The organism is Flavobacterium anhuiense, assembly GCF_004151235.1.
GTDB classification, from domain to species: Bacteria; Bacteroidota; Bacteroidia; order Flavobacteriales; family Flavobacteriaceae; genus Flavobacterium; species Flavobacterium anhuiense_A.
Map to the genome: position 1 here is coordinate 547,992 of NZ_JUIV01000001.1, position 19,400 is coordinate 567,391.

Sequence of the window (19,400 nt, forward strand, 5' to 3'; positions counted from 1 at the left end):
TATTGAGACCATATTTCTAATTTTTTTTTAATCTAAGTCTAATATGCTGGTTCTAATTTTGCTTTGCTTATTTTAACTCGTTTTTCCTTAGATAGTTGTTTTATAGTGTAATGCATCCAAACTAGGCAGACAGTTGAAAAGATTAGAATAAAAATCCATGAGCTTGACCAAATTCCCGTTGCGGTCAGTAAATATCCGAAGATAATAGGACCGAAAAATCCGCCTAAGCCTCCAATCATTCCGACCATTCCGCCAACAACACCTACTTCATTAGGGAAATATTCTGGAATATGTTTGTAAACTGCCGCTTTTCCAATTCCCCAAGAAATCCCGATTAGAATTACCAGAACCAAGAAAACCCACATGTTGGCATCAAATTTAATGACCGTTACTCCTTTGGCAATGAGTTCTTTTTTCGCAACACTTTGATTATGTGATACAACTACATCCTGCCAGCTTGAAGTGGTTGGGAAAATCGTATTTTGAGTTGTATTTGCTGTTTTTTGTGCAATAGGATATTCTTTATCTCCAACTTTTACTGTTTTATCACTGATTTGGTTTACAACGCCTTTTTTAGCTGCTAAGATTCCTGGGCCAGAAGTCGTAATTTCCATTTTAGGAATTGATAGTAAAGCACTTAAAATTACCGATGAACCCAAAACCCAATACATTATTTTTCTTGCTCCAAATTTATCGGATAAATACCCGCCAAATGCGCGAATAACTCCTGAAGGTAAACTGAACATCGTAGCAAATAAACCGCCCATTACTAAGCTAGTTTGATACACATTCATGAAGTTTGGCAATAACCATTGAGAATACGCCACAAAACATCCGAAAACTAAGAAGTAATATGCTCCAAAACGCCATACTCTTTGCGATTTTAATGGCGTAAGCATTTGCGACACGGTTTTACCGCTGCTTTCTATTTTTTTGTTTTGAGCGAAAATTAAAAAGGCAATTCCAATTACAACTAATGAAATAGCGTAAATGACAGGAAGAATTTTCCAGCCGTTTTGTGGATCATCAATTGAAAAATGATTTAATAGTGAAGGAGCAAGAAAAGTAGTTATTGCTGCACCTGCATTTCCCATTCCGAAGATTCCGAGTGCGCGACCTTGCCATTCTTTTGGATACCAGATTGATGTATAGCCAATTCCGACTGCAAAACTTGTTCCGACCATTCCAAATAAAAAGCTTAATAAGGCAAACATGGCGAAACTGTCGGCATAGGGAAGGAGGAACAGCGGAATCGAGCAAAGTAATAATAAAAGAGAAAAAACATATTTTCCGCCAAATTTATCCGTCAGAATTCCAATCGGCAGACGCATTATTGATCCCGTTAAAATTGGAATCCCCAAAAGCCAACCAACTTGAATAACATCCCAATGGAAAATTCCGTTATCAACTAAAAAGGTTACCAGAACCCCATTTAATGTCCAGCAGGCAAAACACACTGTAAAGGCCAATGTGTTCAAAAATAAAATTTTGTGTGATTGCGATAGTGAGTTTGTATTTTTCATAGTACTTATTATTTTTATGTAAAATTAAGTACTATATCTTAGTTAAAACCTGCTAAAACGCAGTTTTTTAAAAATAATTACGTATTTATACGTATTTTTTTAGATTAACGAATACTCAGCTGCTTTATTAGAAAGTTCCATCAAGTTTTTTACTTTCAATTTTTTCATCAGATTAAAGCGATGCACTTCAGCAGTTCGTTTACTGATGTCAAGAGCTTCGGCGATTTCTTTGTTTCCTTTTCCTGATAAAAGAAGGGTTAGGATTTCTTTTTCTCTTTTGGTAATCATCATTTCTTCGCCTAAAGTTTGCTTAGGTTCTAATGATGTTGATGAATTAGTTAATTGGCTAATTAATATAGAAGAGATGTCTCCGCTGAAATATTTTCCTCCAGCTGAAACGCTGTGTAATGCTTTTAAGAATTCTTCTTTTGAAGAACCTTTTAATAAATAACCATCGGCGCCCGCTTTGATAGATTTCAATACGTATTCTTCAGATTCATGCATCGAAAGCATGATGATTTTTACGCTGTTTTTTTCGTTTCTAAGTTTTTCTACTACCTCTATGCCAGTTAAGTTTGGCATACGAATATCTACTATAAGTAAATCAGGATTTGTGGCAGCAACGATTTCAAGCGCATCTGCACCATCAATTGCTTCGCCCACAACCTCGATGTTTGCTTCGTTTTCCAATAAAGATTTGATTCCGTCTCGAACAAAAACATGGTCATCTGCCAGCACTACACGAATGATATTACTCATAATTTACTTAATTTAGATTCTAGATTTTTACGTATATTCATCTATAACGAAGACGCTAATATACGTACTTTTTTTAAAAGTAAATTCCAATATTAAAATTTCTAATGTTGGAATCTCCAAATTTCAAAGTATTTATGGGTTTAACTTTGTCAAAGTTTAAAACTTTGACAAAGTTTTTTTGTACAGTTTTCCCACCCAGTTTGTCATCCTGAGGAACGAATGATCTCCGCAAGTAGCTCTACAAAGATTGGTGATTTTGATTGTGTTTTCTTTGCACGCAGATTCCGCAGATTTAAACAGATTTTTTTATTGTAAAGCTGTAAAGATTGTGGATTTTGATTGCGGAGTTTCTTGTGTGATTCTTCGTTCCTCAGAATGACAAAAAAGACGTTAAGTAAATAAGTCGTCTTTTGAAAACGAGTGCCCGCGAGAGGGATAGGAGCAGTCCGCCGCAGCGGAGCGGATAGCCCGACAGTATTAGGAAAAGTGGGCGAATATAGACAAAGTATGTTTGCCCACTTTTTCTAATACTGGCTCGCCCTAATTAATTAGAAAATGAGATAATGTGTCAATTAGATAATTCTTAGAATGCGTTGAATAATTATCTAATTTTCTAATTGTCTCATTTAAGAATTGGAATATTGAACGTAATTCTCGTTCCTTCTCCAGGAATTGATTTGATGAAAACACGTCCGTTGATGTATTGAATGCGTTCGTTCATGAATAATAAGCCCATTCCGGATTCGCTGTTGCGTTTTTTGTCTACTGAATTGATGTCAAAACCTTTTCCGTTGTCATCGACGATGATGCTTAATAGGGATTCACTATGCGAAAGCTGGACGATGATATGAGTTGATTCGGCATATTTTATGGCATTGTTGATGGCTTCTTGCGTAAGTCTGTAAATATTGATTTCGATTAAGGAATCTAAACGCTGATCGAAATCGGTTTTATTGTAGAAAAGGATTTCTTTTCCTGTAAGTTTTGAAAGTTCCTGAGTAAGTTTTGATAATGATGAAACGATTCCGTGATCGCTTAATTCTGGTGGCATTAGATTGAAAGTTGCCGTGCGGACACCTTTTATAATGTCTAGTGAAAGTTTCTTTAAATACTCAATTTTTTGTTCGGATTTTTCTCTGTCGTCTAAATTGATGCTTTCCAGACTGAATTTTAAACCTGTTAGCATTTGCCCAATTCCGTCGTGAATTTCTTTGGCGATTCGGTTTTGTTCGTTTTCCTGATTTTCAACTATTTTGCTTGAAATAATCTTTTGCTGATTGATTTTTTCGGTTGTGTTTTCAAGGTTTAGACGCTCGACTTCGCGTTGTGCTTTTTTGCGTTCGGTAATGTTGAAACAAACAATTAAAAGTTCCAGTTCATCTTTTTTGATCATGACGGGAACCATAGATAAATCGAGCCAAATGGTTTGATTTTCTCTGTTTAAAATACTGATTTCGCCTTGCCATCCACTGCGCTGTTTTTCGAAAATGAGTCGGTCGAAATTAACTTGTTCTTTTTCGTCGACAGTTAAAACTTCTGAGAATTTTTTGTTAGAAGAGAATTTGGTGTAATTGAGCAATTTGGCAAATTTTTCGCCGATATGAATTATGGAACCGTCTGGTGAAATTCGGCAATAGAGTAACGTGTTTTCCATTGCATAATTGAGCGATTTTAATTCTTTTACGGAGTTTTCTTTTATTTCGCTTAGGATTTCGGTGTCGTATGCGAGTTTTAACGCTTTCTTTTCTGATGATAGAAGTTTGGCAATTAATCTTTCGATTTTCTTGTTGGTTGGTTTGAAAATGAAGAAGAATTCTAGAAGTAGAACAAGTAAAGTGAATCCGAAAATCCAGTATTCGATTCGTCGTTGTTCGGTTACTTTTTCGTGTGCTTCGAGATCGTATTGGGTTACGATTTCATTCATTTTGGAAAGGAAATTGCCTTCGTTTTCCAGAATTGTTTTTACGTGTTTTTGATTTTCGGCTGATTGTTTCTTTTGTTTTAAATTCTTTAAAAACGAATCGGTTGCTACGGCAATTTTACTGAAAATCGGATTGATTTCCAGATATAGTTTAGAAAGTGTTTCTGATTTTTCTTTTGGAAAAGCCAGACTGTCGTTTCCGTTTTCAAGTGCGTTTTGATTCTTTTTCCACAGCGCCAAAACTTCTTCTAAATGAGAAATTTGTTTAACAGATGCGGTATCAGAAACGAAATGCAGAATCAGAACTTCTTTTACGATTTTCTGGCTCAGCATTCGCTGTTTTCCTGAAAAGTTTATGATTTTAGAATCGCTTAACTGCTGATTCAGATTGTATTGAACTAAAAACTGACTAATGATTATGGTTAAGGCAATAGTAAGAAGTGCAAAAAAATACAGACGGCGTAAATTTTTGAAAGTGATTTTATCTTCTTCCTGATTGCTTTTTTTCATACGTTTTTACAATCCCAAAGAGGCTTTTATGAGATTTAAATTTTCTTCGGAATAATTAATTTTCAAGGCTTCCTGATGTCCTTTATCCGACATTTTATCCCAAGTTTTTTTGATGATGTTTTTTAGTTTTTCTTCGTCATGTTTGTGTACGAAAGGTTCTAAGTAATATTCTAAAAACACGAGACAAATAACGTCTTCCAGCAACTGGGTTTCGGCATCTTTTTTAAGTAGTTTTTTCTCAATTAAAAAGGAAACACGATCAATGAAAGCTTGATCGTAACCTGCTTTAACCAAAATTTCTGCTGTAGTTTTTGCGTGGAATTTTTTCAATTCTTCTCTCCATTTCAAATAACCCACACGATCCATTGGGTACGATTCGCGAGCGACTTTCCATCGGCAGATATGTTGGGCTTTTGAAGCAATCTGAATTTCTTCGGATGCATTGGGCTCAAAATCCATAAGTCTTTTGTACATCCTGTCAGAATACAATAATTCTTTTGGATATTCTTTGTTTTGGTCTAATTCGATGTTCGGATCTTGTGCATTTTCTGCATCAATCCATTCGCTTGCTTTTTGAAAAGGTGTGTTCATTTTTTTGGTTAAGTAATAGATTTCAAAGATACGGAATTAGTGGAAAAGTCGAAAGTCTAAAGTGAGATGAAAGAAAGAAGAGGCAAGACTATATAGGTTTTCAAATCTTGCTTCTTGCTTCCTGCCTCTTAAAAGTCTAATCTACAAATCCAACAAATACTTCATTCTCGACAATCTTTATTGGATATGTTGCTATTTTATAATCGTCTCCGTTTAGGCTTGTTCCGTCTATTAATGAAAATGTTTTTTTATGCATTGGACACGCGATTTTCGGAATATCATCAGCAGATCCTGTCATTCCTCTTGAAAGCACCATTTCCATTTTGTGCGGGCAGGCGTTTTGGCAAGCGTACCATTCGTTTCTGCGTGTGAAATTGAAAATAGCGATTTGTTTGTTTTTGTATTTGATGCATCCACCTCGATTGGTTGGGAAATCTTCTACTTTACCTGCTTTGAACCAAATTGTAGCGTCGCTTGCGTGAACTGTTTCGTATTGATTTAAGATTTCTTCCATTTTGTTTTTGTTTTGATTTCCTGTTTCTTGGCCCTCTTTTTACAATCAAGAGAGATTTGATGGCGCAGTAAAAAAGAGGGCAAGAAGGACAGCAAGCGTTTGTGATTTTTTTCTTTTTTTTTTGGAGCTTGGTGTTTTGCCACTAAGGCGCAAAGGCGCTAAGTTTTTTTAAGTTTTTGTAATTTGACTTTGTGTCTTTGTGGCAAGATATTTTTTTAAGTCCAGGCTTTTGGCATTTTTTGATCTCTTAGCGGAACAAAAACAGCATTGTCGTCTTTTTCGTCTGAGTTTATAAAGTGATTGAAACGTTTTAGTAATCTTGGTTTTTCCAGCACTTGTTTCCACTCGCATTCGAAGGTGTTTACCAAAGTCTGCATTTCGGCTTCTAATGTTTCACAGATTCCTAAACTGTCTTCTATAATTACTTGTTTCAAATAGTCTAAACCGCCGTCTAATTTTTCTAGCCAAGTTGATGTTCTAATCAGTGGACCAGCGGTGCGTATGTAATACATTAAAAAACGATCCATGTATTTGATAACGGTTTCTTTGTCGATTTTTTCGGCTAATAAAACCGCGTGTTTTGGATTGGCACCACCATTTCCCGCGATGTATAAATTCCATCCGCCTTCGACAGCAATTAATCCGAAATCTTTTCCGCGGGCTTCGGCGCATTCGCGAATGCAGGCAGAAACTCCACCTTTTAGTTTATGAGGAGAACGGATTCCTTTATATCTATTTTCAAGTTCGATGGCAAATCCGGCGCTGTCGTCCATTCCGTAACGGCACCAAGCATTTCCTACACAGCTTTTTACGGCACGAAGTGATTTTCCGTATGCGTGACCGCTTTCAAAGCCATTGTCGATTAAGATTTTCCAGATTTTTGGCAAATCGCTTAAATGCGCTCCGAATAAATCAACTCTTTGTGCTCCAGTGATTTTGGTGTATAAATCGAATTGTTTTGCTACTTCGCCAATTACAATTAATTTCTCGGCAGTAATTTCTCCTCCAGCAACCCTTGGAACGACAGAATAAGTTCCGTTTCTTTGAATATTTGCTAAAAATCTATCGTTTGTATCTTGAGCAGTTACGTGTTTGTTTGCGGTGTCATTATAAATGCTTGAGAAAATAGAAGCGACAACTGGTTTGCAAATTTCGCATCCGTCGCCTTTTCCGTGATGATCCAGAACATCGTAGAAATTCTCATATTTATTGATTTTTACCAAATCGAATAATTCCTGACGAGTGTAGCTGAAATGCTCGCAGATTACTTCTTTCACTTCTTTTCCTAAAGATTTTTGGGTTGCTTTAACCAGATCTGAAACCATTGGTTTGCAGCCTCCACAACCCGAAGTTGCTTTAGTTGCTTTAACCACATCTGAAAGTGAAGCACAGCTTTCGTCTAAAATTTTACAGCAAATTGCTCCCTTGGTAACATTTTCGCAAGAACAAATTACGGCTGTATCCGGCAAATCCATTACGCTTCCTAGAGAAGAACCTTCAGATCCATCACGAGAACCTAAAATTAAATCTTCTGGATTTTTAGGCAACGCCATTTCGTTAATATAAATCTGGAAAAGCGAACCGTAATCACTAGAATCTCCAACTAAAATTCCACCCAACAATTTTTTAGAATCTTTTGTAACGTTGATTCTTTTATAAATGCCGCTTAGTTTATTTTCATAAATAATCGCAGTAACATTTTCATTTTCAATGAAAGGATCACCAAAACTCGCCACTTCAACACCAATTAATTTTAATTGTGTAGACATATCGATGGTTTCTCTCATGGTTTTATCACCATTTAAAATTTGCTCGGCAGCAACATCGGCCATTTCGTAACCTGGCGCAACCAATCCGTAAATATTATGATTGTAAAGTGCAGCTTCACCAATAGCAAAAATGCAAGGATCTGATGTTCGCATTTGATTGTTTACCACAATTCCGCCTCGTACACCAACTTCAAGTCCAGAAATTCTAGCCAGTTCGTCGCGAGGTTTAATTCCAGCAGATATAACTAGCATGTCTACTTTTAACAATTCGTCGTTGGCAAACATCATTCCAGTTATACTTTCCTTTCCGTCAATATATTGTGTTGCTTTGTTAAGATGAATTCCAATATTTAATTCTTCAATTTTAGACTGAAGCATATCGCTTGCCCCTTGATCCAATTGTCTCGGCATTAAGCGAGGTGCAAATTCCACCACATGCGGATTCAATCCTAAATCTCTAACCGCTTTTGCAGCTTCTAATCCTAAAAGGCCTCCGCCTAAAACAGCTGCTTCTGTAGCGCCTTTGATTTTTATTTTTTTGGCGTAAGCCATAATAGCATCTAGATCTTCGATAGTTCTGTACACAAAAACACCTTCTTTTTCTACTCCTTCAATTGGCGGTACAAAAGCCGAAGAACCTGTTGCCAAAACTAAGTAGTCGTACGTATGTGTTTTGCCTAAGTGTGTATGAATTGTTTTTGAGTCACGATTAATATCTGTAATTAGCTCAGATGTGTTTAGAATAATATTGTTTTCTGCGTACCATTCGGTTGTTGATAATGATAAATCATCTGCAGTTTTCCCTCCAAAGTATTCGCTTAAGTGAACGCGATCGTAAGCTCTTCTTGGTTCTTCTCCAAATACTGTGATTTGATACTTTTCTTGTCCCGATTTTGCGACAAACTTTTCACAAAATTTATAACCAACCATGCCGTTTCCAACTACTATTACTCTAATCATGATTTCTTTAATTAAGTATTACTACGCAAATATAAGTATTTATACTTATTAAAATACGTAAATAATTTATTTTTTTTAGTAGATGTAAGTTTTTGTTACTACGTATTTTGTCGTAAACTTTTACGTAGTGCGGATTTTGAATGATTTTGGAGTGATTTAGTTTTTTAAAATTTGAAAGGATTCTAAATAAGCGTTTCAAAAAATTGTCGTAAATTCATAAGAATTTTATAGGTGTTTTGAGAAGAAGAACATTATTAAACTAAGATCTCATGAAAAATATACTATCAATATTGTTATTATCAGTTTTAATAATTGGCTGTAAAACGACTGCAAATAAAGAATCTGGTACAACATCTTCTGCAAGTTCAACAGAAGAAGATTTAAAATATTATTTTAAAGGAACAGGAAACGAACCGTTTTGGGGAATCAAAATAGGGAATGAGGAAATCGTTTTTACATCATTAATTCTTGGAAAAGAAAAAATCACTTTTCCTGCTTCTGAAGCGATTAAGGCAATGGATGCGAATGTGAAAATGTATAAAGTAAGTAATGAAACCGCATCGGCTACGATTACGATTCAGCAATTGGATTGTCAGGATTCGATGTCGGGTACAATTTCTCCCTATAGTGTCAAGGTAGAAATCAAAAATAATTCGGAATTGGAGACTAAGAAATTAAGCGGTTGCGGAAAATATCTTACCGATTATCGTCTTCATGATATTTGGGTATTGGAAGAATTAAACGGCTATAAAGTTTTTGCAACCGATTTTCAGAAAGAAATGCCTCGAATTGAAATTAATTCGGCAGAAAATAGATTTTCTGGTTATGGAGGCTGTAACGCCATTAGTGGTTCTATTTTTTATGAAAAGGATTTATTGCGTTTTACAAAAGTAATTTCAACGCTTATGGCTTGTCCGCAAGGGAATAAAGAAGGAGAATTTACTAAAGCCTTGCAGAGTACGACTACTTATTCGATTGGGAATAATCAATTGATTTTGTCAAATCCTTCGGGGAAATTGGCTGTTTTTAAGAAGGTAGATTAATGCACTGTTTTGTCATTCCGAGGAACGAGGAATCACACACGAAACTCCGCAAAGATTGACGATATAGTATGAGGAATTACTTGTGTGATTCCTCATTCCTCGGAATGACAAACTTAACGTTAAAAGAGAGGATTTATTCAAACAATTCCTTAGGTTCTTCATCTTCAGGTTCTTCTTCAATAAAATCCAATTCTAAAGCTTTTACACTTTGAACGGCATTTCCGGCAATACCGCGAATCGAACCGTACATGCCTAATGTATTATGAACCACTTTTTCGATTTGTTTTTCGCGTTGTTTCCAGATTCTCTGCATCGCTCTTTTTTCAGAATCTAAGTCGCTTTGCATTTGCGTGAAGCCTTCTACAATACCTTCAATCTGCAAACGGAATTCGTTGCTCGTAAGGAAATCGTATAACATTGACATTTTATCGCCTTTATTTTCCTGTGCCTGAACCGCTTGACTGATCTGAATAAGCGACTGACGTAAAACCGCACTCAAACCTTTAAATTCTTCATACGTGCAAATCCAGATTCCGTCGCGCATGCCCATTCTTTCCATTCCGTTTGGCATCACTTCAGTCACTAAGACTCCAATATTGGCTCTTTTAGTTCTAATATCATTTTTGAATTTTTCAATCCAAGAAGGCTGAAATGCTTTTGTTCTTTTACTTTCATAATAAATAGAACCGCAGTTTTGATGTTCGCGTGTATTTACAATTTGAAGGCAGTCGGCACCATTGGCACCTTTTTTGACTTCGTCGATGCTATCAAGAGGGAAATTATTCGCAAGCCATTCTTCAATCGCCAATTCCATTACTTCGCCTTGCAATTGCATAGAACCTTGTTCCTGCTTGCGTTTCATTTCTTCAGTCAGCTTTTTTTGTTCTTCCAGCTGTTTCTGAAGTTCTTTGAATTTTAGTTCGTTTTTATCGTCTTCCTGTTTTCTGATTTTTTCACGTTCCAATGCCAATTGTGCGTTTAACTGCTTTTCAGCTTCGGCCTGAATCGCTTCTTTCATTTCCAGTTTTTCGCGTTGAAGTTTGGCGATTTCACCTTCCATTTTATTTAATTCTCTGATTTTTTCTGATTTTTCAGAGAGTTCTTTTTCCATTAAAAGTAAACGATCCTTGTTTTCTTCTTCGAGTTTGGCTTTCAGTTTTTCAGAGATTTCTTTTTCAGCTGTTTTTTTCTCACGCTCCAAACGCTCTGCAAAAAGTTCGTTTTCTTGTTTCTTTTTGGCTTCAAATTCGGCTTTGGCTTTTTCGAATTGCTCATTTTTAAGCTCTAATTCACGGTTTTGAATATTGGCTTTTTGTTGGAATTCTTTACGAATACTATCTTCCAATTGATGTTTTAATACATCATTTACATCGATAGGAGTTCCGCAGTTTGGACACTGAATTGAAGATTGCTCAGCCATTTTATATTGAGATTTTATTGTAGAATTTGAATTTGCTAAGATATTTAAAAGTTCTGTTTTTATAATGTGGATTTCTGTACTAAATTGTAACGAATTTTTGTTATGGCCACGAAGGCGCTAAGGCGCTAAGTTTTTTATTTCACGCAGATTTTATAAGATTTAGGCAGATTCTGCAGATGTTTCTCATAAAGTTTGTCATTTCGACGAAGGAGAAATCTTAGCAAGTAGCTCCGTTGCTATAAGCCAATCTTTGTAGAGCTTCTCGTGGAGATTTCTCCTTCGTCGAAATGACAAAAATGAGAGAAATTCTTTTAATCATTATAATCTGTGGCAGAAAAAGACTTTGCGTCTTAGCGTCTTTGTGGCAATAAAAACGCAACAGCAGATCGAGTGATTTCAGATTCATCTTCCCTCGAAGTTATAATCGAAACATCGGTTTTTAAATTGACTTTTTTTAATTCGATGAATCCGAGTTCAGGATTTTGATTGTTTCTTGCAATGTTAGAAGGAACAATCGAAACACCTAATCCATTCTTTACTAATTGTACGATTGAATTAATGTTGTTAGCTTCGTGAATGATTTTCGGCGTAAAGCCATAAAAAGCGCACAATTCCAGCAAAACTTCATGATAATGCGGTGCGTAATCTTTATTGAAGAAAACGAATGTTTCGTCTTTTAATTTTAATATCTCATTTTCCGATTTTATCTGAAGTGATTTTTTATTGTAAACCAACGAGAATCCATCTTGAAACCATAAATCGGATTTTATTTTAGGCGACTGAATTGGCGAACGGATAATTCCCATTTCGATTTTTCCTTGCTCCAAAGCATTGATTTGCTTGGTGGTTGAGATTTCAAAAAGTTTGAAATTTACGTACGGGAATTGTGTTTTTAGATGTTTGATTAAATCGGAAATCACGGCAGAATAAATGGAACTGATATAAGCGATTCGGAATTCGCCCGAAACGTTCTCTGCAATCTTTTTTGTTTTTAATGAAATGCGTTCCAGATTCTGAAAAAGGTCTTTTACTTCTTTTTCGAAATATTTTCCAGCTTCGGTCAATTCTACTTTTTTATTGTTTCTGATGAAAAGTTTGGCTTGAAGTTCTTCTTCTAATTCTGCGATTTGCCGGCTCAGCGGAGGTTGTGAAATAAATAGTTTTTCTGATGCTTTGGTAAAATTCAATTCTTCGGCTACTGCTAGAAAATATTTTAAATGACGTAATTCCATGATACTTTTAAGGTATTATTAATTGATGAAAATAGTATTTTTAAAGTATTTATGAAAGATATAGTTTTGATAAAAAAATAATTCTCTCGCAGATTGAGCAGATACAGCAGATTATTAATTTTAGATAAATCATCTTAATCATAATAATATCCCAATCATATAATAGCAAAAAGATTAGCTCAATCTGCTTGATCTGCGGGAGAAAAAAAAAACAAAAGACCATGAAAAAATCAACCATCGAAGAAATTAAAGAAAGATTTGACAATGATGTCGAACGATTTTCAAATTTAGAAACGGGACAAGTGGCTACAATCGACGCTACTATTTCTTTGGAATTAATAACCGAAGCTTCAAAACGCATTGTTCCAAATGCTAAGAATGTATTGGATGTGGGCTGTGGAGCAGGAAATTATACTTTAAAAATGTTGTCAAAAGTGCAGAACTTAAACTGTACTTTGGTCGATTTGAGTTTACCAATGTTAAATCGTGCTTTTGAAAGAGTTTCAGGAGAAACCAAGGGAAAAGTGGAAATAAAACAAGGTGATATACGAGAAGTAGCTTTAGAAGAAAATAGTTTTGATATTATCTTGGCTGGCGCAGTTTTGCATCATTTACGTGATGATGAAGATTGGGAAACCACTTTCGCTAAATTGTTTAACTTATTAAAACCTGGAGGTTGTTTAATGATTTCTGATTTGATCACGCAAGATACGGAGTTATTGAATGAATATACTTGGCAACGTTACGGAGAATATTTGGAAGGAATAGGAGGAACGGAATATCGCCAGAAAGTTTTAGATTATATTGAAAAGGAAGATTCGCCAAGATCGATGAATTACCAATTGGATTTGATGAAAAAAGTTGGTTTTTCAAAAGTAGAAATTTTGCATAAGAATATGTGTTTTGGCGCTTTTGGCGGAATTAAATAAAGTTTTGTTTGCCACGAATTTCACTAATTTACACGAATTATTTTTTTGTTTAGAAAGAAATTAGTGAAAATTAGTGAAATTCGTGGCGATAAAAGCTATGCTTCAACGGGCACTGGAAATTTGTTTCTAAGGTCAAAAACTAAATCTGATGGACCATTTTGCTGTAAATAATCTAATTTTTTTACAGCTTCTTCAAGGGTAGGAATATGTCCTTTCGGAATCCACCACATAGCGGTGTGGGCTTTTCCGAATTTTTGAAACCATTCTTTTCTGCGTTTTAAAAATTCGCTGTGAAAAGTTTTGTACATATAATGTTCCAATGTTTCTATATTTTCCCAAACGGAAACATTGATGATAATTTGTTCATCATTGTACGGATTAAGACTTGTAGCATTGTCAGTTTCGTCTTTTAAGCGCCAAACAAAACCTTCGCTTTCTTCAGCTAAAGTATTTATAGCATCTAAATTGTCTACAAATTCTTTCATGATCGGATCGTTAATATCGACTCCTTTCATTTTGGCAATATTAATTTCGGCAAGGTGATAATTGCTCATAAAAAAATTAGTTTTCTAAATTTTAGGCAATTTAGCTTTTTTCTGAATATTGTGTAGGATTTTTTTTCGCCGCGAATTACACGAATTTCACTAATCTTCATATTCTCAATTAAAAAACAATTCGTGAAAATTTGTGTAATTCGTGGCAAACTAAACTTATAAAATCTGCGCAGTTTTGTAAACTTGAATCGGACTTGAAACTAGATTTTCAGTTTTTTTGATGAATTCTTGCAAATAAGATTGATTGTTATGCAAGTCTAATCCCGGTTGATCTTTCCATTCTTCCCAAAGAATAAAAACATTTTCGGAAGTGTGCAAATCGTAACGAATACATGCAGCTTCTTTTCTAGTTTCGGTTACTAGATGCGTCAGCAGGTTTTTAACTTCAATTAAATGCTCTGGTTTACTTTTTAAAATTGCGGTAATCGAAATCATAATTATAAGTTTTTAAAAGTTTGCTCTAAATGTTTCGTATAATTCTCTTTAAAGATAGCAATATTTTCTGGTGTTGCGCCTTTCTCAACATCATGAAAATGAAAACCGTCTAGTTTTTCCATTCCTGTGAATTTGTTCATTTTATGGAATCCGAACATAACGCCGTCATCAACAGAAGTTTCTTCGAAGAATTCGCCTGGAAGTGTAAAAGCCGTTGCTGGTGCGTTCCAGCTTGTGGTAAGCATGTACTTGCGTCCGTGCAGAAGTCCGCCAGTTCCGTAATTGATGTCTGGATTTACACGGCTTCTTCCGTCGCTTTTGTATATTCCGTTGTTGTGTCCTTGTGTGAAAACATCGTCAATGTATTTTTTGAAAAGATTCGGAATTTGAAACCACCAAACTGGTGTATGATAGATAATTAAATCTGCCCAAACGAATTTTTCTACTTCTTCTTGTAAATCGATTTGATCTTCGATGTGCGTTGTTTTTATTTCGTAATCGTTGTTTTTTGAAAGAAATTCAACTGTCCAATCTTGAACGGTTTTGTTGAATTGTCCTCCTGAATGTGCGAATTTTTGTCCGCCGTTAATTATAAATATCTTTTTCATTTTAATTGTTATTTATTTTGAAAATGGACGCGTGAGGGATTGAGGTGGTATCCTTTTGCGTAATGAAATGAAGCAAAAGATATAGTCGAAAGCCCGACCCGGAGGGGGCACGCCCAAATTCTAATTATTTATTTTTTGAGATTTTGTTTTAACACATAGAAACATAGATTTTTCTTTCGTTAAAAGGGAATGGAAAGAAACTAGTTTCTAACACATAGTACACTAATTGACTATGTTTCTATGTGTTAAAAAAGAATTATTTTATTTTAGCAATTGCCTGATTGATGAATTCTAATTCTGAAGCTGATAAATCGAAATCCATTGTTTTGGCGTTTGAAATAGCTTGTTCTGCGTTTCTTGCTCCAGCAAGAACAATTGAAATTCCTTTTTGTAAAGTGGTCCAGCGTAAAACCAATTGTGATAAACTTGCTTCTTTTGCGTGTGCTAAAGAAGTTAATTCTTCAACCAAAGTTTTTACTTTTTGAAGATCAAATTGATTGAAATATCCGTTTCTATGGTCGTTTTCTTTCAGTTTGCTGTCAGTGAAATATTTTCCAGTCAATAAACCTCTTTCCATAGGACTGTAAGCAATGATTCCGATATTTTCTGCAACTGTGAAAGGAATTAGTTCTTCTTCAATTTTGCGATTTAGCATGCTGTATGCCACTTGATTTGAAGCCACTTGAATTGTTTTTTGTGCTTCCTGAATTTGTGCGACATTGTAATTACTTACTCCGAAAGCTCTGATTTTTCCTTGCTGAATTAAGCTTTCAGCAGCTTCCATTGTTTCAGAAATTGATGTTGTTGAGTCTGGCCAGTGAATTTGAAGTAAATCAATATAATCAGTTTGAAGACGTTTTAAACTTTCTTCAACTTCTTTTATTACGTTTGCTTTTGATGAATATTTGTAAACCGGAACTTTTTTACCATTGTCGTCAGCGTCGAAAAAGTAATCGCCTTTTCCGTTATTGCTTCCGTCCCAAACCAAACCAAATTTAGTAAGTAGTTGAATTTTAGAACGATCGTAAGGTTTTATAGCTTCTCCAATCATTTCTTCGCTTAAACCAAATCCGTAAAAAGGAGCAGTGTCAATTGTAGTAACGCCGTGATCAATAGAAGCCTGAACAGATTCTATTGAATCTTTTTTTTCTGTTCCGCCCCACATGGTTCCGCCAATGGCAAATGCACCGTATGTAATAGCTGATAATTCAAGTTCTGAGTTGCCTAATTTTCTATATTCCATGATTGTAATTTTATTTTGATTAATTTGACGAGGCAAAATTATACTGTTTTTATGATTCTTATTTGGTATATATTTGTCTTTTTTAGGTATATTTGCATCTTCAAATAAATGGAATTATGAAAAAAGAAAATTTATACGAACCTTTTACAGTCTCTTTTGAAACGCTGAATGAATATCCAGATGTGGGAGATCGTCATAATTTTTTCGAACTGGTTTATATTTTAGAAGGTACGGGAAGACAGTGTATTAATAAGAATATTTTTGAATATGATCCAGGGCATTTGTTTTTATTGACGCCTGAGGATTGTCATAATTTTACCATTGAAACCAAAACGAAATTTTTCTTTTTAAGGTTTAATGATATTTATTTGAAAAATTCGAGTCTGCAGAATGAAAATATTCAGCGATTGGAATATATTCTTCAAAATGCAAATCATCAGCCGGGCTGTATTCTTAAAAATGATCCTGATAAATGTCTGGTGAAAGTAATGATTGAAGCCATTTGCCGTGAACATCAAGATAAAGATGTTTATAACCAGGAATTGATTCAGCAGTTGGTCAATACGCTGATTATTATTGTGGCGAGAAATATTGCAAAATATCTTCCTGAGCAGGTTAATATTGGAACAGAAGCCAAAGCGATGGATATTCTGCAATATATTCAAAATAATATTTATTATCCGGAAAAAATCAAAGCAGAATCAATTAGCGATTATTTCGGAATTTCGAATACGTATTTAGGCCGTTATTTTAAGAAGCATGCCAGCGAAACGATGCAACAGTATATCAGTAATTATAAAACAAAACTGATTGAACACCGTTTGCAATTTAGCGATAAGCGTATTAATGAAATTGCGTACGAGTTTGGTTTTACAGATGAAAGCCACTTTAATAAGTTTTTTAGAAAACAAAAAGGGTATAGTCCGTCTGAATTTAGAAAGTCGATTCGATTGAGTGCTTAAGGCTTTTTGCCACAGATTAAGTGGATTACAAAGGATTTTTTATTTCACGCAGATTCTGATGATTTAGGCAGATTTAAAAAGATTTTTTTTAAAATAAATCTGCTTAATCTGCTCAATCTGCGAGAGAAAAAAGAAATCAGTACAAATCTGCGTTTTCGCAAAGCGAATCTGTTTTATCCGTGTACTTTAATTAGATAATTTTTTTGATAACACGAAGTTTGTGAGTGTGCTTGTTTAATTCGGGATTGTAAATTCCAGTGTGGTCCAAACGGTCAATACGTACTTTTCCACTTGCGTGAATGATGTAATTATTTTCCATTATGATGCCGACATGGGTAATGTTTCCTTCGTCATTATCAAAGAAAGCTAAATCGCCTGGTTCGCATTCTTCAATGAAACTTAACGGATCTCCTTCTAGTGCTTGTTGAGAGGCATCGCGATGAATTTTATATCCGTTTAATTTGTAAACCATTTGAGTAAATCCAGAACAGTCAATTCCGAAAGGTGTTTTTCCGCCCCATAAATACGGAGCATTCAAATACATAAAAGCAGTTTTGATTAAAGCGCTTTTGGGTTTGATGCCACTGGTTTTAGTTCCTTCAAAATCAAAATTTGAAGTATTGATTTCGCTGTTGTTTAAAAAAGACAGTGATGCTCCAAGCGGAATAGGAAGCAATAGGTTATTTGGTGCCGTGATATAATCAATTAAATCTGCATTTAAAATAATCGAATCTTTACTCAAAAGATCAAATTGCTCTTTAGTAATTTCCTGATATTGTTTAGAATCTACCCAGCCTTCGTAATCATCGTATTGAATTCTGATTCGCGCCCATTGATTATGGCGTTCTAAAATTTCGATATGCTCGCCAAACAAGAGCTGTGTAACAATTTCACTTCTGTCGCTGGCTTCAGCTCGAACAGGTACTATGGCTAGATTGCAAATTCCAAACATTTAAGGAAATTTATTAGTTGAAAATCAGGAGTTATAAACATAACTCCTGATTTTTTAAGATATTGTTTTATGCTCTTTCGATAACAATTGCCGATGCGCCACCGCCACCGTTGCAGATTGCAGCAGCTCCAGTTTTTGCATTGTTTTGTTCTAAAACATTTAGTAAAGTTACAATAATACGTGCTCCAGAAGCTCCAAGAGGATGTCCTAAAGAAACAGCGCCACCGTTTACGTTTACTTTATTGTTATCAAGGTTTAATATTTTTGCATTGGCTAATCCAACAACAGAGAAAGCTTCGTTAAATTCGAAGAAATCAACATCTGAGATTGAAATTCCTGCTTTGTCTAAAGCTTTTGGTAATGCTTTTGCCGGACTTGTTGTAAACCATTTTGGTTCTTGAGCCGCATCTGCGTAGCCTTTTATGTAAGCAAGAGGCTTTAATCCTAAAGCATTTGCTTTTTCTTCGGACATTAAAACTAAAGCAGCTGCTCCATCGTTGATTGTTGAGGCATTTGCAGCGGTTACAGTTCCGTCTTTTGTGAAAACTGGCGCTAAAGATGGAATCTTTTCTAATTTCACATTAGTATATTCTTCGTCTTTTGAAAATACGATTGGTTCACCTCGTCTTTGAGGAACTTCAACAGGAACAACTTCGTTGTCGAATTTTCCACCGTCCCAAGCTTTAGCACTTCTTTCGTATGATTGGATAGCGAAAGCATCTTGTTCTTCACGGCTGATTTTGTATTCAGATGCACATAGATCAGCGCAAACTCCCATTGCGTTGTTGTCATAAGCATCTGTTAAGCCATCTTTCTGCATTCCGTCAAGCATAGTTGCTGGGCCAAATTTGTTTCCAGCACGCATTTGCACATAGTGTGGAATCAAGCTCATGCTTTCCATTCCGCCCGCTACTACAATTTCAGCGTCGCCGCATGCTATTGACTGTGCAGCAAACATCACGGCTTTCATTCCAGAAGCACAAACTTTGTTTACTGTGGTAGCCACAACTTCTTCAGACAGACCAGCAAAAAGTGCTGCTTGGCGAGCCGGAGCTTGTCCAACACCTGCCTGAATTACATTCCCCATGAAAACTTCATCGACTAATTTTGGGTCAAGGTTAATTTTTGAAAGGGCTCCTTTTATAGCAGCAGCGCCTAATTTTGGTGCAGGTACAGTAGATAACCCGCCCATGAAACTTCCGATAGGTGTTCTAACGGCAGAAACGATAACAACTCTTTTGTTCATTTTCTGTTTAATAATAGTTAGTAAGCAAATTTACTGTTTATTTGAATAAATTCAAATTTTGTATTGAATAGGTGAATTTTAAATTTAAGGTGAAATTTTTGTTAATTCTATTTGTTTGATTGTGAAGTGTTTTTGAAAAAAGATAAAAAAAAACTAAAAAAACTCAAAAAAAAGCTTGTGAGAAAAGGAATGTTGTTATACATTTGCACTCGCAAAACGGAAGCAATTC

The 19,400-nt window shown here is 35.2% G+C and carries 17 protein-coding genes; 3 read left to right on the forward strand and 14 right to left on the reverse strand.

Going from position 1 to position 19,400, the window contains the following annotated elements:
* Window positions 1–38 precede the first annotated feature (38 nt).
* The 6 genes from NU08_RS02320 to nirB form a co-directional block, all read right to left on the reverse strand.
* A complete protein-coding gene (locus tag NU08_RS02320; RefSeq protein WP_129745677.1) occupies window positions 39–1,523 on the reverse strand; it encodes an MFS transporter in 1,485 nt (494 codons plus the stop codon).
* A gap of 99 nt (window positions 1,524–1,622) precedes the next feature.
* Window positions 1,623–2,282 carry a response regulator transcription factor gene (locus NU08_RS02325; RefSeq protein WP_129745678.1) on the reverse strand — a complete coding sequence of 220 codons (660 nt, stop codon included), beginning with the start codon at window positions 2,280–2,282 and terminating at the stop codon, window positions 1,623–1,625.
* 622 nt (window positions 2,283–2,904) lie between these two features.
* Window positions 2,905–4,713: an ATP-binding protein gene (locus tag NU08_RS02330; RefSeq protein WP_129745679.1), complete on the reverse strand. Its 1,809-nt coding sequence runs from the start codon at window positions 4,711–4,713 to the stop codon at window positions 2,905–2,907.
* 6 nt (window positions 4,714–4,719) lie between these two features.
* Window positions 4,720–5,304: a DUF4202 domain-containing protein gene (locus NU08_RS02335; protein ID WP_129745680.1), complete on the reverse strand. Its 585-nt coding sequence runs from the start codon at window positions 5,302–5,304 to the stop codon at window positions 4,720–4,722.
* Window positions 5,305–5,440: 136 nt separating this feature from the next.
* Window positions 5,441–5,818, reverse strand: coding sequence for a nitrite reductase small subunit NirD (gene nirD, locus NU08_RS02340; protein WP_129745681.1), 378 nt, complete (start codon window positions 5,816–5,818; stop codon window positions 5,441–5,443).
* 215 nt (window positions 5,819–6,033) lie between these two features.
* A complete protein-coding gene (gene nirB, locus NU08_RS02345) occupies window positions 6,034–8,547 on the reverse strand; it encodes a nitrite reductase large subunit NirB (protein WP_129745682.1) in 2,514 nt (837 codons plus the stop codon).
* A 269-nt stretch (window positions 8,548–8,816) separates the two neighbouring features.
* On the opposite strand from nirB, the gene NU08_RS02350 reads away from it, so the two are divergent.
* Window positions 8,817–9,590, forward strand: coding sequence for an META domain-containing protein (locus NU08_RS02350; RefSeq protein WP_129745683.1), 774 nt, complete (start codon window positions 8,817–8,819; stop codon window positions 9,588–9,590).
* 133 nt (window positions 9,591–9,723) lie between these two features.
* On the opposite strand, the gene NU08_RS02355 is transcribed toward NU08_RS02350, so the two are convergent.
* On the reverse strand, window positions 9,724–11,010 hold the full coding sequence (locus NU08_RS02355) for a DUF2130 domain-containing protein (RefSeq protein WP_129745684.1): 1,287 nt from the start codon (window positions 11,008–11,010) through the stop codon (window positions 9,724–9,726).
* A gap of 350 nt (window positions 11,011–11,360) precedes the next feature.
* Window positions 11,361–12,242 (reverse strand): LysR family transcriptional regulator, encoded by an 882-nt coding sequence (locus NU08_RS02360; protein WP_129745685.1) that lies wholly within the window; start codon window positions 12,240–12,242, stop codon window positions 11,361–11,363.
* Between the two features lie 221 nt (window positions 12,243–12,463).
* Between NU08_RS02360 and NU08_RS02365 the strand changes: the two genes are divergently transcribed.
* Entirely contained in the window at window positions 12,464–13,171 is a 708-nt protein-coding gene (locus NU08_RS02365) for a class I SAM-dependent methyltransferase (protein WP_129745686.1), read from the forward strand.
* 95 nt (window positions 13,172–13,266) lie between these two features.
* On the opposite strand, the gene NU08_RS02370 is transcribed toward NU08_RS02365, so the two are convergent.
* The 4 genes from NU08_RS02370 to NU08_RS02385 all read right to left on the reverse strand — a co-directional run bounded on the left by NU08_RS02370 (window position 13,267) and on the right by NU08_RS02385 (window position 16,011).
* On the reverse strand, window positions 13,267–13,725 hold the full coding sequence (locus NU08_RS02370; protein WP_129745687.1) for a DUF3291 domain-containing protein: 459 nt from the start codon (window positions 13,723–13,725) through the stop codon (window positions 13,267–13,269).
* A gap of 156 nt (window positions 13,726–13,881) precedes the next feature.
* The gene (locus NU08_RS02375) at window positions 13,882–14,160 is read right to left on the reverse strand and encodes a putative quinol monooxygenase (RefSeq protein ID WP_008468761.1); all 279 of its coding nucleotides are present in this window, start codon (window positions 14,158–14,160) and stop codon (window positions 13,882–13,884) included.
* Between the two features lie 2 nt (window positions 14,161–14,162).
* On the reverse strand, window positions 14,163–14,768 hold the full coding sequence (locus NU08_RS02380; RefSeq protein ID WP_129745688.1) for an NAD(P)H-dependent oxidoreductase: 606 nt from the start codon (window positions 14,766–14,768) through the stop codon (window positions 14,163–14,165).
* 256 nt (window positions 14,769–15,024) lie between these two features.
* The gene (locus NU08_RS02385; RefSeq protein WP_129745689.1) at window positions 15,025–16,011 is read right to left on the reverse strand and encodes an aldo/keto reductase; all 987 of its coding nucleotides are present in this window, start codon (window positions 16,009–16,011) and stop codon (window positions 15,025–15,027) included.
* A 116-nt stretch (window positions 16,012–16,127) separates the two neighbouring features.
* Here NU08_RS02385 and NU08_RS02390 point away from each other — a divergent pair, with 116 nt between their 5' ends.
* Window positions 16,128–16,973 carry an AraC family transcriptional regulator gene (locus NU08_RS02390; protein WP_129745690.1) on the forward strand — a complete coding sequence of 282 codons (846 nt, stop codon included), beginning with the start codon at window positions 16,128–16,130 and terminating at the stop codon, window positions 16,971–16,973.
* 190 nt (window positions 16,974–17,163) lie between these two features.
* Here the strand turns inward: NU08_RS02390 and NU08_RS02395 are convergent, their stop codons facing one another.
* Together NU08_RS02395 and NU08_RS02400 are read right to left on the reverse strand one after the other, a co-directional pair.
* The gene (locus NU08_RS02395; protein WP_129745691.1) at window positions 17,164–17,925 is read right to left on the reverse strand and encodes a C40 family peptidase; all 762 of its coding nucleotides are present in this window, start codon (window positions 17,923–17,925) and stop codon (window positions 17,164–17,166) included.
* A gap of 67 nt (window positions 17,926–17,992) precedes the next feature.
* Window positions 17,993–19,171, reverse strand: a complete 1,179-nt coding sequence (locus tag NU08_RS02400) for an acetyl-CoA C-acyltransferase (protein ID WP_129745692.1) — start codon at window positions 19,169–19,171, stop codon at window positions 17,993–17,995.
* Between the last annotated feature and the right edge of the window lie 229 nt (window positions 19,172–19,400).

Coding starts and splice junctions, on each gene's coding strand:
- NU08_RS02325 (WP_129745678.1), bottom strand. CDS start 2,282: ATGAGTAATATCATTCGTGTAGTGCTGGCAGATGACCATGTTTTTGTT.
- NU08_RS02365 (WP_129745686.1), top strand. CDS start 12,464: ATGAAAAAATCAACCATCGAAGAAATTAAAGAAAGATTTGACAATGAT.
- NU08_RS02395 (WP_129745691.1), bottom strand. CDS start 17,925: ATGTTTGGAATTTGCAATCTAGCCATAGTACCTGTTCGAGCTGAAGCC.
- NU08_RS02385 (WP_129745689.1), bottom strand. CDS start 16,011: ATGGAATATAGAAAATTAGGCAACTCAGAACTTGAATTATCAGCTATT.
- NU08_RS02335 (WP_129745680.1), bottom strand. CDS start 5,304: ATGAACACACCTTTTCAAAAAGCAAGCGAATGGATTGATGCAGAAAAT.
- NU08_RS02390 (WP_129745690.1), top strand. CDS start 16,128: ATGAAAAAAGAAAATTTATACGAACCTTTTACAGTCTCTTTTGAAACG.
- NU08_RS02380 (WP_129745688.1), bottom strand. CDS start 14,768: ATGAAAAAGATATTTATAATTAACGGCGGACAAAAATTCGCACATTCA.
- nirB (WP_129745682.1), bottom strand. CDS start 8,547: ATGATTAGAGTAATAGTAGTTGGAAACGGCATGGTTGGTTATAAATTT.
- NU08_RS02355 (WP_129745684.1), bottom strand. CDS start 11,010: ATGGCTGAGCAATCTTCAATTCAGTGTCCAAACTGCGGAACTCCTATC.
- NU08_RS02360 (WP_129745685.1), bottom strand. CDS start 12,242: ATGGAATTACGTCATTTAAAATATTTTCTAGCAGTAGCCGAAGAATTG.
- NU08_RS02330 (WP_129745679.1), bottom strand. CDS start 4,713: ATGAAAAAAAGCAATCAGGAAGAAGATAAAATCACTTTCAAAAATTTA.
- NU08_RS02350 (WP_129745683.1), top strand. CDS start 8,817: ATGAAAAATATACTATCAATATTGTTATTATCAGTTTTAATAATTGGC.
- nirD (WP_129745681.1), bottom strand. CDS start 5,818: ATGGAAGAAATCTTAAATCAATACGAAACAGTTCACGCAAGCGACGCT.
- NU08_RS02370 (WP_129745687.1), bottom strand. CDS start 13,725: ATGAGCAATTATCACCTTGCCGAAATTAATATTGCCAAAATGAAAGGA.
- NU08_RS02375 (WP_008468761.1), bottom strand. CDS start 14,160: ATGATTTCGATTACCGCAATTTTAAAAAGTAAACCAGAGCATTTAATT.
- NU08_RS02320 (WP_129745677.1), bottom strand. CDS start 1,523: ATGAAAAATACAAACTCACTATCGCAATCACACAAAATTTTATTTTTG.
- NU08_RS02400 (WP_129745692.1), bottom strand. CDS start 19,171: ATGAACAAAAGAGTTGTTATCGTTTCTGCCGTTAGAACACCTATCGGA.